Annotated in this window: 18 protein-coding genes and 1 other annotated feature; of the genes, 5 read left to right on the forward strand and 13 right to left on the reverse strand. The window is 40.3% G+C overall.

Features of this window, described 5'->3' with window-relative positions; translation table 11 throughout:
• Positions 1-129: 129 nt before the first annotated feature.
• Positions 130-954: an ammonia-dependent NAD(+) synthetase gene (gene nadE / locus HMPREF0877_RS03970; protein WP_002827949.1), complete on the reverse strand. Its 825-nt coding sequence runs from the start codon at positions 952-954 to the stop codon at positions 130-132.
• Between the two features lie 33 nt (positions 955-987).
• Positions 988-2,466 (reverse strand): nicotinate phosphoribosyltransferase, encoded by a 1,479-nt coding sequence (locus tag HMPREF0877_RS03975; RefSeq protein WP_002827950.1) that lies wholly within the window; start codon positions 2,464-2,466, stop codon positions 988-990.
• A 135-nt stretch (positions 2,467-2,601) separates the two neighbouring features.
• Between HMPREF0877_RS03975 and HMPREF0877_RS03980 the strand changes: the two genes are divergently transcribed.
• The 4 genes from HMPREF0877_RS03980 to HMPREF0877_RS03995 all read left to right on the forward strand — a co-directional run bounded on the left by HMPREF0877_RS03980 (position 2,602) and on the right by HMPREF0877_RS03995 (position 6,342).
• Positions 2,602-3,303, forward strand: a complete 702-nt coding sequence (locus HMPREF0877_RS03980) for a YoaK family protein (protein WP_081443721.1) — start codon at positions 2,602-2,604, stop codon at positions 3,301-3,303.
• Positions 3,304-3,327: 24 nt separating this feature from the next.
• Positions 3,328-3,595, forward strand: a binding site (T-box leader).
• A 103-nt stretch (positions 3,596-3,698) separates the two neighbouring features.
• Positions 3,699-4,529 carry a MetQ/NlpA family ABC transporter substrate-binding protein gene (locus HMPREF0877_RS03985; RefSeq protein WP_002827953.1) on the forward strand — a complete coding sequence of 277 codons (831 nt, stop codon included), beginning with the start codon at positions 3,699-3,701 and terminating at the stop codon, positions 4,527-4,529.
• Between the two features lie 71 nt (positions 4,530-4,600).
• Positions 4,601-5,647 carry a methionine ABC transporter ATP-binding protein gene (locus tag HMPREF0877_RS03990; protein WP_002827954.1) on the forward strand — a complete coding sequence of 349 codons (1,047 nt, stop codon included), beginning with the start codon at positions 4,601-4,603 and terminating at the stop codon, positions 5,645-5,647.
• Positions 5,647-6,342: a methionine ABC transporter permease gene (locus HMPREF0877_RS03995; RefSeq protein ID WP_002827955.1), complete on the forward strand. Its 696-nt coding sequence runs from the start codon at positions 5,647-5,649 to the stop codon at positions 6,340-6,342. The genes HMPREF0877_RS03990 and HMPREF0877_RS03995 overlap by 1 nt, the downstream gene beginning before the upstream one ends.
• 239 nt (positions 6,343-6,581) lie before the next feature.
• On the opposite strand, the gene HMPREF0877_RS04000 is transcribed toward HMPREF0877_RS03995, so the two are convergent.
• Positions 6,582-6,797, reverse strand: coding sequence for a hypothetical protein (locus HMPREF0877_RS04000; protein WP_040760530.1), 216 nt, complete (start codon positions 6,795-6,797; stop codon positions 6,582-6,584).
• A 212-nt stretch (positions 6,798-7,009) separates the two neighbouring features.
• On the opposite strand from HMPREF0877_RS04000, the gene HMPREF0877_RS04005 reads away from it, so the two are divergent.
• Positions 7,010-9,769, forward strand: coding sequence for a cation-translocating P-type ATPase (locus tag HMPREF0877_RS04005; RefSeq protein ID WP_040760531.1), 2,760 nt, complete (start codon positions 7,010-7,012; stop codon positions 9,767-9,769).
• Positions 9,770-9,858: 89 nt separating this feature from the next.
• Here the strand turns inward: HMPREF0877_RS04005 and HMPREF0877_RS04010 are convergent, their stop codons facing one another.
• From HMPREF0877_RS04010 to rplO, 10 genes are all read right to left on the reverse strand, one after another.
• Positions 9,859-10,329, reverse strand: coding sequence for a hypothetical protein (locus HMPREF0877_RS04010; RefSeq protein WP_002827958.1), 471 nt, complete (start codon positions 10,327-10,329; stop codon positions 9,859-9,861).
• A 219-nt stretch (positions 10,330-10,548) separates the two neighbouring features.
• Positions 10,549-10,935 (reverse strand): 50S ribosomal protein L17, encoded by a 387-nt coding sequence (rplQ, locus tag HMPREF0877_RS04015; RefSeq protein WP_002827959.1) that lies wholly within the window; start codon positions 10,933-10,935, stop codon positions 10,549-10,551.
• A 38-nt stretch (positions 10,936-10,973) separates the two neighbouring features.
• On the reverse strand, positions 10,974-11,918 hold the full coding sequence (locus tag HMPREF0877_RS04020) for a DNA-directed RNA polymerase subunit alpha (protein WP_040760533.1): 945 nt from the start codon (positions 11,916-11,918) through the stop codon (positions 10,974-10,976).
• Between the two features lie 51 nt (positions 11,919-11,969).
• The gene (gene rpsK, locus HMPREF0877_RS04025) at positions 11,970-12,356 is read right to left on the reverse strand and encodes a 30S ribosomal protein S11 (protein WP_002827963.1); all 387 of its coding nucleotides are present in this window, start codon (positions 12,354-12,356) and stop codon (positions 11,970-11,972) included.
• Positions 12,357-12,389: 33 nt separating this feature from the next.
• Positions 12,390-12,755 (reverse strand): 30S ribosomal protein S13, encoded by a 366-nt coding sequence (rpsM, locus tag HMPREF0877_RS04030; RefSeq protein WP_002827965.1) that lies wholly within the window; start codon positions 12,753-12,755, stop codon positions 12,390-12,392.
• A gap of 55 nt (positions 12,756-12,810) precedes the next feature.
• The gene (gene rpmJ / locus HMPREF0877_RS04035; protein WP_040760535.1) at positions 12,811-12,930 is read right to left on the reverse strand and encodes a 50S ribosomal protein L36; all 120 of its coding nucleotides are present in this window, start codon (positions 12,928-12,930) and stop codon (positions 12,811-12,813) included.
• 35 nt (positions 12,931-12,965) lie between these two features.
• A complete protein-coding gene (infA, locus tag HMPREF0877_RS04040; RefSeq protein WP_002827967.1) occupies positions 12,966-13,181 on the reverse strand; it encodes a translation initiation factor IF-1 in 216 nt (71 codons plus the stop codon).
• 90 nt (positions 13,182-13,271) lie between these two features.
• The gene (locus HMPREF0877_RS04045; protein WP_002827968.1) at positions 13,272-13,841 is read right to left on the reverse strand and encodes an adenylate kinase; all 570 of its coding nucleotides are present in this window, start codon (positions 13,839-13,841) and stop codon (positions 13,272-13,274) included.
• Positions 13,838-15,145: a preprotein translocase subunit SecY gene (secY, locus tag HMPREF0877_RS04050; protein WP_002827969.1), complete on the reverse strand. Its 1,308-nt coding sequence runs from the start codon at positions 15,143-15,145 to the stop codon at positions 13,838-13,840. Before secY ends, HMPREF0877_RS04045 begins: the two co-directional genes overlap by 4 nt.
• Positions 15,145-15,579, reverse strand: a complete 435-nt coding sequence (rplO, locus tag HMPREF0877_RS04055) for a 50S ribosomal protein L15 (RefSeq protein WP_002827971.1) — start codon at positions 15,577-15,579, stop codon at positions 15,145-15,147. The genes secY and rplO overlap by 1 nt, the downstream gene beginning before the upstream one ends.
• Positions 15,580-15,609 lie beyond the last annotated feature (30 nt).

The raw sequence follows: 15,609 nt of genomic DNA on the forward strand, positions 1-15,609 counted from the left end.
TGAGGCATTCCACCTCAGCCGCTTTTTGCTAAAAATGTATTTATCGCAATCCTGTAATCTTATAATTTTGATAGCGCAAATCACGTTACACACCGGCTTCAAAACAACTTTTGTCTCGCTCTTTTTGTTTTATCGCCACCACTGATCAAATACGGTCACTGGTTGACGACGCTTATGTTCTGTTGATGTGTATAGCCGTTCAATTTGCAATGCATCTGCTTCAGAAACTTCCTTACCTTCCAAGTAATCATCAATTGCATCATAAGTCACACCTAAAGCAACTTCATCTGGTTGTCCTGGACGATCTTCTTCCAAATCAGCCGTAGGTACTTTCTCATAGAAAGTAGCTGGTGCACCAAGATATGCCAATAATTGGCGACCCTGTCGTTTATTCAATCGATACAATGGCGTGATATCAGCCGCACCGTCCCCGAACTTTGTGTAAAAACCAGCTAAGGCCTCAGCTGCATGGTCAGTCCCGATGACAACACCTTTATAAGCAGCAGCCACACCATATTGCGCAATCATTCGTTCGCGAGCTTTAATATTTCCTTTATTGAAATCAGTTACAGGCACACCTGCAGCTTCTAACTCATGAACAACGCCAAGAACAGATTCTTCAATATTCACAGTCACTGTTTTATCAGCTTCTTGCCATTTGATTGCTGCCAACGCATCTGATTCATCAGCTTGTTCATTGTATGGTAAACGCATAGCAATAAATTGATACTCGCCATCCCCAGTCTCTTCACGCAACTGTTCAACCGCAAATTGCGCCAGTTTACCTGCTAATGTCGAATCTTGTCCGCCCGAAATACCTAAAACAAGTGTCTTTAACCCTGTCTGCTTAAGATAGTCTTTTAACAGTGTGATTGACCGTTTGATTTCAGTCGCCGGATCAATTGTTGGTTGAACACCTAATGTTTCAATAATTTCTGCTTGTAATGGTCGCATGACAGATTCCTCCTATAACTTGATAGCTTATTTCTATTCTTCCGTTTGATCAATGTGATCAACATACTCTCGAGTTGCTTTGATCAAATTAACCTTATGATCCCAAGCCGCTTGTGATAAGTCAACTGGATATTCTTGTGGATTCAAATCACGACGGTATTCTGAATATAATGAATCGATATGTCGTTTTGCATATTCACGCACATCATCTAGCGCTGGCAAATCATAAACTAATTCACCATTAACAAACACATCCTGTAAAACAGGTCGTGCAGTATAATCAACCACCGTCTTATTCAGATATGTGTAGCTGGGGTGGAACATATATAATCCGTTAGGCAAATTCTGAGGATTCTCATCCCACAAAGCCACGTAATCACCTTGTGACTTACCATCAGAATTACGTGTAATGCGCCACACTTGCTTTTGACCTGGTGTTGAAATTTTCTCAGCCGTACCGGAAATTTTGATTGTATCAGTCATGTTACCATTTTCATCTTCAATGGAAACAACCTTGTAAACACCACCCAAAGCTGCTTGGTCATATGCCGTAATTAATTTCGTACCAATACCCCAAGTATCAATCTTTGCATCTTGGAATTTCAAACTTTTGATTGTTGATTCGTCTAAATCATTTGATGCCACAATCGAAGCATCCTTGAATCCTGCCTCGTCAAGCATCTTACGCACACCCTTTGAGACATAAGCCAAATCACCTGAATCAATGCGGACACCAATAAAGTTGATTTTATCACCCATCTCCTTAGCAACCCGAATCGCTGCAGGAACACCTGAACGCAACGTATCATACGTATCAACTAAGAACACAACATCATGATGTGTTTCAGCATATGCTTTAAATGCATCATAATCATTCCGATAGACTTGTACTAAGCTATGTGCATGAGTCCCAGAGATTGGAATGCCAAATAACTTACCCGCACGCACATTTGAAGTTGCGTTGAAACCACCAATGTAGGCAGCACGAGTTCCCCAGATAGCCGCATCCATTTCCTGCGCACGACGTGAACCAAACTCCATTAAGGTTTGATTGCCAACCACTGAACGAATTCGTGATGCTTTCGTTGCAATCAAAGTTTGATAATTAACAATATTTAATAGCGGCGTTTCAATTAATTGGGCATCAAATACAGTTGCTTCAACTTGAACAATCGGTTCATTATTAAAAACAATATCCCCTTCATGCGGCATACGTACCGTGCCCTTAAACCGCCAATCTTTCAAATAATCTAAAAACTCTTCGTTAAATTCACCTGTTGAACGTAAATATGCGAGGTCACTTTCAGAAAAATGTAGATCACTTAAGAAGTTGACCAATCTTTCCAAACCTGCAAAAACAGCGTAACCATTTTTGAAAGGCATTTTACGGAAATACATCTCGTAAACTGCTTTACGCTCATGAATACCCTTCATAAAATATGTTTGCATCATTGATAATTGGTATGCATCAGTGTGTAGTGCCAAGCTATCATCTGGATATGCTAAAGACATAACAAATAACTCCTTGTTTTATTTATTAACTAGTATTTTACCACAAAAACAAGGGTGTAAAGTCAGTCCTGTTTATCTCGCTAGTGGTATACTAGTGAGATGTTTTCATCAAAAAATATGGAAGGAACTCAGATCATGACCAATCAGCAGTACCCCGTTAAAGAATCACGACGCACCGGTATGTTGCTAGCGGCAACGGCCGGATTTATTGATTCCTATACTTTTTCAGCTCACGACATGCGTTTTGCTAGTTTTCAGAGTGGTAATTTACTACAGGTTGGTTTAAACATTGCTGGTGGCAAGTGGCTACATGCAACAATTTATTTCTGGCCAATTTTTGCCTTCCTACTGGGCTCAGCATTTAATCAAGTTTTAAAAGCTTATACCAATAAATCACTGCGGTCTCATACATTATCTGCATTAATTGTTGAATTTTTTGGTCTCTTATTAGTCGCTAGTTTAGAACTACAATCCGTTTCAGCCAACATTATTCTGCCATTATTAGCATTTTTTATGGCCATTCAAGCAGATACATTCAATAAAATTCACGGTATGGCCTATATGACCATTCTGAGTACTGGTAACTTACGGACATTTAGTAGTGGTTTAACGAATTGGCTGATTTATCATGATGAAATGGCCTTTCGCCGTGCAATTCGTGTCGGACCAGTCATCCTAGCATTTTTCTTTTCAGCGATTTTGGCTTACTTTGCCATTCATTTCTTACACCAAGCAGCACTTTTTGTTGCCCCACTATTTTTACTTGGTGTAATTATTTTGGTCAATCATGAAGAAAAATTTCAAAAAGGTATTGACACATCAAATAACATCCACTAAAATACGGTTTAGTATTTCAGAAAAATAAACAAGTTGATCAGGAAAGTAAATTAACTGTGATTCGCCTAGAGAGACAACATTTGGTGGAAGTTGTTCGAAGACACATTAATTGAAAATGGCCTGTGATTGGCATTAATGAGTAGCAAGTCTATAAATTAATGACGGAATGGTCTACGTTAACAGACACACGAATCGGCAAAGCATCATTTCGCTCACTGCCCGCTCGTTGCTAAGGTCTTAATCAGTAATGATTAAGGTGAAGTAGAATGGTAACACGAGACTCGTTTCTATTAGATTATGTCAATAATCGAGATAGGGACGAGTCTTTTTTTATTCCTATTTTTCTGAAATACAATCAAATCAGGTATTAGTAATTAATAAGGAGAATTAGGACTATGAATAAAGGGTTAAAGATTGGTGCCGTATTAGCAGTTAGTGCATTTGCAGCTGGAACGATTGCCCCAGTTACTGCAAACGCTGCTTCAAAGAAGACTGTGACTGTTGGTATTGTTGGTACAAGTGATAAGAAACTTTGGGATCAAATCAACAAAACAACACAGAAGAAATACAATTTAACAGTGAAGACAAAGGTTTTCACCGACTACAACCAACCAAACAAGGCAGTAGCTGATGGTTCACTTGATTTGAATGCTTTCCAGCACGTTGACTTCTTAAGCAACTGGAACAAGTCAAACGGTCACAAGGTTAAGGCTATTGGTAAGACATTTATCACCCCTATTCGTCTTTACTCAGAGAAGCATAAAGATGTCAAAGACTTCAAGAAGGGTGACACAATTGCTGTTCCTAACGATGCCACTAATGAAGGTCGTGCATTGACTTTGCTACAATCAGCTGGTTTGATTAAATTGAAGAGTGGTGTGTCTGCACCAACGCTTAAGGACATTAAGACCAACAAGCTCAACTTGAACTTTAAAGAAGTTGCTGCTGACCAAGGTCCATCAGCATTGAAGTCTACTGATGGTGCTGTTATTAATACTAACTATGCACAAGAAGCTAACCTTAAGTTGAGTTCAGCAATTTATGTTGAACCTGTTAACAAGGATTCAAAGCAATGGATCAACGTCATTGCTGCTCGCAAGAGTGATGCCAACAAGAAGGCCTACAAGGAAGTTGTTAAAGCTTACCAAAGCAAGCAAACAAAGCAATACTTGAAGGACACTTGGGGTAAGGCTGAGATTCCAGCATGGGATATCAAATTAAAGTAATTTAAATATAGCCATCCAGGCTGAGGTGCAAAATGTCTCAGCCTGATACATATCAAGAGTAGGAGAAGAATATGGCTGTCATTTCATTAAAAAATATCAATGTCACTTTTAAACAAAAAAAGCGTGAAATCGTTGCGGTTCAAAACGAAACGATTGAAATTGAGAAAGGTGATATTTACGGTATTGTTGGGTACTCAGGTGCTGGTAAATCAACATTAGTGCGGACAATCAATTTATTGCAACGCCCCACAAGTGGTTCAGTAACTGTTAATGGTACCGACATGTTGCAATTATCACCTAAGGAATTGCGTGACCAACGTAAAAAAATCGGTATGATTTTTCAACACTTCAATCTAATGAGCGAGTTAACCATCTTTGGTAACGTTGCACAACCCTTAAAGCATTCCAACTTATCAAAGTCTGAGAAAAAAGCAAAGGTCAATAAGCTACTTGGTTTAGTTGGCCTTGCAGATCGTGCAGAAAACTTTCCCAGTCAATTATCTGGTGGACAAAAGCAACGTGTTGCCATTGCCCGTGCCCTGGCGAATGATCCTGAAATTTTAATTTCTGACGAAGCAACGTCTGCCCTAGATCCAAGAACAACTAATCAAATCTTGAGCTTATTAAAAAAATTAAATCAAGAATTGGGTCTAACCATTGTCTTAATTACGCATGAAATGCAAGCCATCAAAGAGATTGCCCATAAGGTTGCGGTTATGGAAGATGGTAAAATTATCGAACGCGGATCATTGCTGGAGATTTTTACAAATCCACAACAACAATTAACTAAAGACTTTATCAATACTGCAACTAACTTGGATGAAGCAATCGTTAAAGTTAATGAGTTACTAGAGACACAACCATTGACCGCTGATGAGGAACTTATTCAGATTAGCTATGTTGGTGCTGATACTGCCCAACCACTACTATCAACTATATTTGCTGATTTTGGTGTCACAACAAACATTCTTTACTCAAATATGGAAATATTGACACAAACCCCAGTCGGCATTGCTATCGCTATTTTTAAGGGAACTGAGTCACAACGTGCAACTGCCAAAGCAAGTTTTACAGATCATGGAGTTGCAATTACTGAATTACAAGGAGGTGCCCACTAATGATTGAATGGATCAAAGAATACATGCCAAATGCCTATGGACTAGGTTGGTCAGGTGACTATGGCTGGGGCATTGCAATTTGGCAAACCATATACATGACGGCTGGTGCTGCTATAATCGGTGGTATCATTGGTCTCTTATTTGGTATCGGCCTTGTATTAACAGCTGATGATGGCATTGCTCCTAATCGAACGACCTTCCAAATTCTAGACAAGGTTGTCTCAGTTGGTCGTGCTATTCCATTTATCATCATGGTGGTAGCATTTTCACCATTAACCCAGTTGATTGTTGGAACGACTATCGGAACAACGGCTGCCCTTGTTCCCTTATCACTCGGTGTTTTTCCCTTCTTTGCTCGTCAGGTACAAGTTGCCTTACTTGGTGTCGATAGTGGAAAAGTTGAAGCCGCTCGTTCTTTCGGTGCAACAAACTGGGACATTATTTCAGACGTCTATCTACGAGAAGGTCGTGCTGAATTGATTCGTGTTTCAACGGTTACCCTCATTAGTTTGGTAGGCTTAACTGCCATGGCTGGTGCCATCGGTGCTGGTGGACTTGGTACAACAGCTATTGTTACTGGTTACCAACGTTTCCAGAATGATGTGATGTGGTTAGCAACAGTTATTATCTTGCTATTTATCGTTCTTATCCAATTTGTGGGTGATTTGTTAGCTAAACACGCTCGTCATAATTAATGTATTTTAAAAAAAGTTGGGACAATTTCTTTTGTCCCAACTTTTTTTTCTAAAAATACATTAATTATCAGCTTGAAATTTTAATAGCATAAACGCGTTCCAAAAGTCTGAAGCCTCAATGTAACACAATTTACGCCATTCCTGTCCTTCGCTTTGCTTCGGCCAAAAATGACGCAAACTACGTTACATACCGGCTTCAAAACGACTTTTGTCTCGCTCTCTTTTTTATATTTTAAAAATCAAATCGCATAATAATTTTTTCCAGGTTTACGTGTTTTCTCGACGATGACAAAGTTACCAACTTGTTGTCGGATACGCACTGTATCACCTAAATTTAAATCAATACCCCGATACTGGAAATGACGACCGTTAATAAAAAGTCGATCCAACGTGAAGTTACTTGGTGTTAGATGTATCGTCATGCCAGTTGTATTCACGTTACGTTTTTGTTGCATTTTTCGTCCCCCCGAACTGATCTTTCTCTTAGTATATACTAGCATCGTCAGCTCGTAAATCATTTATCATCTACCTTGTTCATTTTTGCACAAATTACATCATTCTGCAAACTTATCATTAACCTTAACCCCATTTTGGAATTATAATAAACGTGAAAGCGTATACCATCTATTAATTTTGTTCAGTTATTTTTACTAAGAAGGTGAAAGATATGCAGACGGATTTTAATTTAGATGAAATTCTGAAAAGTAATGCTGATCAAGTTTTAGGTCTCTTACTCGCCAGCACCAATGGCTTAAATACTGATGATGTCAAACAACGTCAGGAACAGTATGGTCCAAACGTTCTTGAAAAAGCACATCAAACGCCACTAATTATGTCATTTTTACAAAACTTCATAAGTATGATGGCAATCTTACTTTGGATTGCTGGAGGCATTGCCTTTATCGCTGGATTAACAGAATTAGGAATTGCCATTTGGCTTGTTAATCTAATCAACGGTGTTTTCAGTTTTTGGCAAGAATTTCAAGCTGGTAAAGCAACTGCCGCATTAAATAAATTAATGACCACAGAAACTTTAGTCCTACGAAACGGCCAACAAAAAATGATACCAACCGATCAGCTGGTACCCGGCGATATCGTTATTTTAAATGAAGGTGATCGTGTGCCGGCTGATATTCGCCTACTAGATGCATCGGGTATGCGTGTTGATCAATCCACCCTAACTGGGGAAGTTAATCCTGTTTCAAAAAATACTGCAATTGCAACAGAGATTTCGAACCATGCTGCTGTGCACAACATGGTTTACATGGGGACTTCGCTCATGCAAGGTCATGGTCGTGGTGTTGTCGTGACAACTGGTATGAATACAGAGTTTGGCAAGATTGCTCGCTTAACACAAACTGTGCATGAGAAACTTAGCCCATTACAAAAAGAATTAAATATTTTAACAAAGCAACTCTCACTACTAGCAGTTGGTATTGGTATCATCTTTTTCTTCTGCGCTGTCTTTTTCGTTCACTATCCAGTCGTAGCTTCATTTATTTTTGCTTTAGGTATGATTGTCGCCTTCATTCCAGAAGGACTGCTTCCTACGGTAACCTTATCCTTAGCAGGTGCTGTTTCAAACATGGCTCGTGAACATGCATTAATTAAAAAGCTAGCCAGCGTCGAAACCCTTGGTTCTGCAACGGTCATCTGTTCTGATAAAACCGGAACACTCACGCAAAATGCGATGACTGTTGCTCACCTCTGGACTAGTGTAGACTCATACCATGTTACCGGTGAAGGTTATCAACCAAATGGTACCATTTTCAAAGGTGAGACCGCTTTAAAAGGTAGTGACGAACCTGTTTTGAGAGAACTCTTGCTTGGTGGCTTGTTAACTGATAATGCGATGATTAAAGAAAATGCTGATCACACATTTCAAATTATTGGTGACCCGACTGAAGCTTGCTTAGAGGTCGTTGCCCAAAAAGGTGGTTTAAATGTTAAAGCGCTCCGTCAAAGCCACCAAAAAGTTGATGAACTACCCTTTAATTCTAACCGTAAGATGATGACCGTTAAAGTACAAGCTAATCAATCAGAAGCATTTAATGTTTACAGTAAAGGCGCCCCCAACAAGGTTTTAGACCACTGTACAACTTATCTCACGACAGATAAGCAGATCAAGCCCTTAACTGACAATATCCGTCGAAAAATAATGGCAGCTAATGATGGCTATGCTGCCCAAGCTCTTCGTGTATTAGCCGTTGCTGGTCGACAACTCGACGATACCGATGATTTTAAAACTGCCGAGCAAAACATGACTTTTATTGGTTTATCTGCCATGTTTGATCCACCAAGAAATCAAGTCATCGAAGCGATTGCTGATTGTCATCGTGCCCACATTAAGATCATTATGATTACTGGTGATAATGGCATCACTGCTGAATCAATTGCTCGTAAAATTGGGATTGTGTCGCATAATGACCAGATGCGCGTTGTGACAGGTGGTGAGTTAACTAACCTATCCGATGAAGCATTGAAAGATGCCTTAAAAGGGGATGTCCTATTTGCTCGCATGGCTTCGGAACAAAAATATCGTATCATTGCTTGTTTACAAGATATGGGGCATGTTGTTGCTGTAACTGGTGATGGCGTCAATGATGCACCTGCACTAAAACGTGCTGATATTGGTATCGCGATGGGCAGATCTGGAACAGATGTTGCAAAAGAAGCTGCTGACGTCATTCTAACAGATGATAATTTTGCTTCAATCGTTGCTGCAATTAAAGCTGGGCGTGGTGTATATAGTAATATTCGCAAGTTTTTACTGTATATCTTAAGCTCAAATGTACCAGAAGCATTTCCATCGATTCTATTTCTATTAAGTGGTGGTAAAATTCCACTTGCATTAACCGTGATGCAAATTTTGTTAATTGATTTGGGAACTGATATGATTCCCGCGTTAGGCTTGGGTCGTGAACCAACAGAACCAACAGTTATGTCACAACCACCAAGAAAAAAGGCTGAGCATCTAATTACCAAAAATACAATTCTAAAAGCTTTTGCTTGGTACGGTGCTTTAAGTTCAATTCTGTCCGCTAGTGCATTCTTTTTCAGTAATTACTTAAATGGGCATAGTTTAAATGCTTTAGTCGCTACTGGTTTCGACTATCGCCAAGCAACGACCTTAACATTAGGAACTATTATCTTCTGTCAGATGGCGGTCGTACTAAATTGTCGTTATGACTTAAACTCGCTATTTTATCCGCATCATAACTTCTGGTCAAATGGATTAGTCTATGCGGGTATAGTCTTTGAGGCATTACTATTTATTGCTGTATGCTATGTACCGCTGCTACAATCCGTTTTTGGAACCACACCACTAATCCTACGTGATTGGCTCTATTTGATTCTATTACCTATGCCATTAATCTTATTAAATGAGTTACGGAAGTATTTCCTACGTAAAAAGCAGGTTGCTTAAAACAAAAGATCGTATTCAATTTAAAAATCATCAATCTACCAATTTTAACTAGTAGATTGATGGTTTTTTAACATATTCTGCATATTATTCTATAACCAATCTTGATGCAAATTAAAATAGCTGCCTCGGATTGTCCCCGCAAGCTTTGAACGTTGATGAGCAAATTTAAACTTACCTTGCAGCTCATCAGGAACTGCCATACCTTCGCACAATTTAATACCTACAGCTCGCTTTGGTTTCTCAACACTCTTCTCGTACAAAACATTAATAATCATACCATTATCAAAAATAAAATCCGGCCAATAAAGCTTGTCATCTTCATAGATAGCTACTTCAATAACTTTAGCTTGAAAGACGATTTCTCGTTCATCCAGTAAAATTTTATTAAGCCAAGCAATTTCTTTTTGCATTTCAGAAGCTGGATAAGTTGTATAGATAAACTTGTATTTATTCCAAAAATAACGAGCCTCATTTGCGCGTAAACCGGCCAATTCCTTGGCGAGAGGCAGACCCTCTAAACCAACCGTCTCGACATTTTTAAAGTCAACCTCATAACCCATGATATGTGTCCTCTTTTCACTTTAATCATCCATGTATCATGCATTACATTATATGCTGTATCCAAATAGCTGTATATAAAAAAATACACAAAAAAACCTCACACGTTACAGGTGCGACATAAATGCCTTTCAACCTAGACTTGGCCATTGCCATCATCTTAACAGTTTATACCTTATAACATGAGAGATCTCATTGTGTTTATTAATTAACCAATGAAATTAGTCAACCAATTCCAAGATAACCATTGGAGCAGCGTCTCCACGACGTTGAGTAGTCTTCAAAATGCGAGTGTAACCACCGGCACGACCCTCAAAGCGAGGTGCAACATCGTTAAATAAGTGTTGCAAAGCTGTTTCAACTTGAACTTTGTTATCATCAGTTGTTTTTACGTCTGCAATGACGTTACGCAAGAAAGCAGCTGCCTTACGGCGTGATGATAAATCACCATGCTTACCCAACGTAATCATCTTGTCAGCAGTACGACGAACTTCCTTAGCACGAGCTTCAGTCGTTGTGATACGACCATTGATCAATAGATCAGTAGTCAAATCACGCAACAAAGCCTTACGTTGTGCACTGGTACGTCCCAACTTACGGTATCCCATGAGTGTGTCCTCCTTTTCTTGGTATTCTATCGTTTAATCTAATCTTCCTTGCGGAACCCTAAACCGAGCAGTTTAAGCTTGTCCTGGATTTCGTCAAGTGATTTCCGACCGAGGTTACGAACAGACATCATTTGCGTCTCCGTACGCTCAGTTAACTCTTGTACAGAGTTAATCCCGGCCCTTTTGAGACAATTATAAGAACGAACAGACAAATCCAATTCTTCAATTGGTGTATCTGCATGTTTCGTTGTTGGTTCTTCTTCCTTGTCTGCCATCACTTGTGCAGTAATTGCACGTTCAGACATATCAATAAAAGCGTTCAAATGATCAGACATAATACGAGCAGCCAATGAAACAGCTTCAGTAGCTGTTAATGAGCCGTCAGTCCAAACATCCAAAGTCAACTTATCAAAGTCATCACGTTGACCAACACGAGTGTTTTCAACTTGATAGTTTACGCGTTCGATTGGGGTAAAGATTGAATCAATTGCTAGAACGCCAATAGGCATTTCATCATGCAATTCCTTATTCTGGTCCCCTGAAACATAACCACGACCACGAACTGCAGTCAAAGTCATGTGCAAGGTAGCCCCAGCCGCAACAGTAGCAATGTGAAGATCTCCATTTAAGATCTCGACATCACTATCACCAGCTATGTCACCGGCCGTCACATCAGCGGGACCGGTTACGTTAACTTCGAGTGTTTTTTCATCATCACTGTCGATGCGCATTGAAACCTTTTTAAGGTTTAAAATGATTTGCGTAACGTCTTCAACGACACCTTCGACCGTTGAAAACTCATGCAAAACGCCATCAATCTGTACTGAATTGATTGCCGCACCAGGCAATGAAGACAACAATACACGGCGTAGTGAGTTACCCAAAGTAGTTCCGTAACCACGTTCAAGCGGCTCAACCACAAACTTACCGTAATTGCTATCCTCTTCAACCAGCATAATCTTAGGATTTTCGAATTCAAGCATACTGTTTGTTACCCCTTTCAAAGCATGTTGTGCACTATTTGCAACCGGCAATTAGACACGACGACGCTTTGGTGGACGTGAACCGTTGTGAGGTACTGGAGTAACATCCTTAATTGATGAAACATCCAAACCTGCAGCGGCTAACGAACGGATAGCAGCCTCACGACCTGAACCAGGTCCCTTAACAGTTACCTCAACAGTCTTCATGCCATTTTCCATTGCACTCTTAGCAGCAGCTTCAGCAGCCATTTGAGCAGCAAATGGTGTTGACTTACGGCTACCCTTGAAACCAAGTGCTCCAGCTGATGACCAAGCAACAGCGTTACCTTGAACGTCGGTGATCATTACGATCGTGTTGTTAAATGTTGCGTGGATGTGTGCTACACCAGACTCAATATTCTTACGAACACGACGCTTACGATTATTACGACCTGCCATAATCAAGTTATCTCCTTTCCAATTAGTTTAAAATTACTTCTTCTTACCAGCAATTGAAACAGCTGGGCCCTTACGCGTACGAGCATTGTTTTTCGTGTGTTGTCCACGAACTGGCAATCCCTTACGGTGACGGATACCACGGTATGAGTTAATTTCTTGCAAAGCCTTAATGCTCATTGAAACTTCACGACGCAAGTCACCTTCTACCTTAATACCATCAACGACGGCACGGATAGCGTCTTCTTGGTCTGGAGTTAAGTCACGAACACGGACATCTTCAGAAACCTTTGCTTCTGCCAAAACTTTTTGTGCAGTAGAATTACCGATTCCATATACATATGTTAATGCGATCACGATACGCTTATCGCGAGGCAAATCAACACCAGCAATACGAGCCATTACGATTACCTCCTTTTTCTATATAATAAATAAATTTTTTAAACGTCAGTAAGAATTACTTACCTTGACGTTGCTTGTGCTTTGGGTTTGCAGAGCAAATCACCATTACACGACCATTACGCTTGACAACCTTGCAGCTGTCGCACATACGCTTAACTGATGGACGAACCTTCATGATATTTACCTCCTTGAATTTTTTGTACGATTTGCTTACTTGAACCGGTATGTAATACGGCCCTTCGTCAAATCATATGGCGACATCTCAACTGTTACACGATCACCAGGTAAAATACGAATGAAATTCTTCCGAATCTTACCAGAAACGTGTGCTAAGATGTCTGCGCCGTTTTCCAGTTCAACGGTAAACATGGCATTGGGCAAAGTTTCCTTTACCACACCAGAAATTTCAATAACATCACTGGCCACGTTGCTGCCTCCTTAGTTGTGACATTGGAGAACGTAACAAGTTATTATAACACAATAGATTTACCTTGAACAGTAAAATCTGCGCTATAATTAGCCGTTCTTCAAACTATCAAGTAACTTCTTTACATCTGCGAACACGACATCCAGCTCACGTGCACCATCAATCTTGTGTAAAATACCTTTTTCAGCATAATACTCAGCAATTGGTTCAGTAAGCTTTCCATTAACGTCTAAGCGATTCTTAATCACTTCAGGCGTGTCATCTGCACGTCCACGGGCCATCATACGATCAACTAGCACTTCAGTATCAGCAGTAAAGTAAACAACAGCGTCCAATGAACGATCTTCCTTACTTAACATATCTTCCAATGCATGTGCTTGCTCCAAGTTACGAGGGAATCCATCTAAGATAAATCCTGGCTTCGTATCTTCTTCAGCTAAGCGTTCTGCAACGATACCATTAGTAACTTCGTCAGGGACCAAGTTACCAGCATCCATGAAAGACTTTGCCTTCAAACCAAGTTCAGTTTCGTTGGCCATTGCCGCACGGAACATATCACCCGTACTGATGTGTGGCAAGTTGTACTTCTCTACGATTTTTGCAGCCTGGGTACCTTTACCAACACCTGGCAAACCCAACAACATGATGTTCAAACTCATTTTGCTACGACTCCTTCTCGAATAAATCCAACATACTGCCGCTTCATCATCAATCCTTCAAGTTGGCGAATCAGGTCAATTGCCACACCAATGACAATCAAGATTGACGTTCCTGACATAGCAAGGTTACTATCCAACCCAAAGACATGTGTCGCTAGGATTGGTGCTAAAGCGACAAATCCTAGGAACAGAGCGCCGACTACTGACAAACGCATCAGCAGACCTGACATCCACTTTTCAGTTGATGGACCAGGCCAGACACCCACAATATAACTACCTTGCTTCTGTAAGTTTTCCTGGACCTTTTCAGGATTAACCTGAACAAAGGCGTAGAAGAACGTAAACAAGACAATCAATAGTGTGTATACAATACCACCTTGCATCGTTTGAATTGAAAGGTATTGCATAACTGTATTATACCAACCTGCGTCCGCAAACTTGCTGGCAAAAGCCTGCAAAATTGTTTGTGGTGTCACCAATAGCGATGACGCAAAGATAACTGGAATCACACCTGCAATATTAATACGCAATGGTAGGTAAGAAGAACTTCCTGATCCTACTGAACGACGTGTATATTGCATTGGAACCTTTCGAATTGCTTGGTTAAACCAAGTAACGAAAGCAATGACCACCACAAAGATAATCATGATACCTACGAAGAATGCCCACCCACGCGCTGGGTCGTCACCTTGTAGAATGTGTTCCTTGAATAATTGGTAAATACCTGCTGGCAAACGCGCAATTATACCAGCAAAAATCAACATTGAAACACCTTGTCCAAGACCACGTTCAGTAATCATTTCACCTAACCAGACTGATAACATTGTACCAGCCGTTAAGATAAATCCGATTAATAAGTAAGTCTCAGTATTTGGTGTTTTCACCAAATTAACTTGGCTTAGTTGATTAAATCCAGCCGTTATACCAATTGATTGGACAAACGCTAGGACAATGGTCAACCACCGGGTCACTTGGTTCAACTTACGTCGTCCAACTTCCCCTTGTTTCGACCATTCAACAAATCGTGGCACAATATCCATTTGTAGGAGCTGTACCACGATTTGTGCAGTAACGTATGGTGAAACTCCCATTGCAAATAATGAGTAATTTGTCAGTCCACCACCGCTAAACATATTCAAAATGCTGCCGAGCCCAGAATTTGCTACCTCTGTCAGTGCTGCCGTGTTAATACCCGGCACAGTAATGTAGGCACCTAATCGGTAGACAATTAGAATCCATAAAGTGAAAAATAATTTCTTGCGAATATCTTTTTCTTTTAATGAATTGAGCACGGTTTTCAGCATTAGATCACCTCAGCTTTACCACCAGCAGCTTCGATCGCTGCGGTTGCTGCTGCTGAGAACTTGTTAGCCTTAACAGTCAATGACTTTTCTAGTTGACCATTAGCCAAGATCTTAACGCCGTTCAACTCGTTCTTAACAATACCAGCTTCAACCAACAAGGCTGGTGAAACTTCAGTACCGTTATCGAAGCGGTTCAACACATCAAGGTTGACGACAGCATACTCCTTACGGTTAATGTTCGTGAAACCACGCTTTGGCATACGACGGAACAATGGCATTTGTCCACCTTCGAATCCTAGACGTGTCTTACCACGAGCCTTTTGACCTTTTTGACCACGACCTGCAGTCTTACCATTACCTGATGACTCACCACGTCCAACACGGTTGCGGACGTTACGTGAACCTTCAGCTACTTGGAGTTCATTTAGCTTCATTAGGGTTTTACCTCCTTCAATGCAATCTAA

It is taken from the genome of Weissella paramesenteroides ATCC 33313 (assembly GCF_000160575.1).
In the GTDB taxonomy this organism is placed as follows: domain Bacteria; phylum Bacillota; class Bacilli; order Lactobacillales; family Lactobacillaceae; genus Weissella; species Weissella paramesenteroides.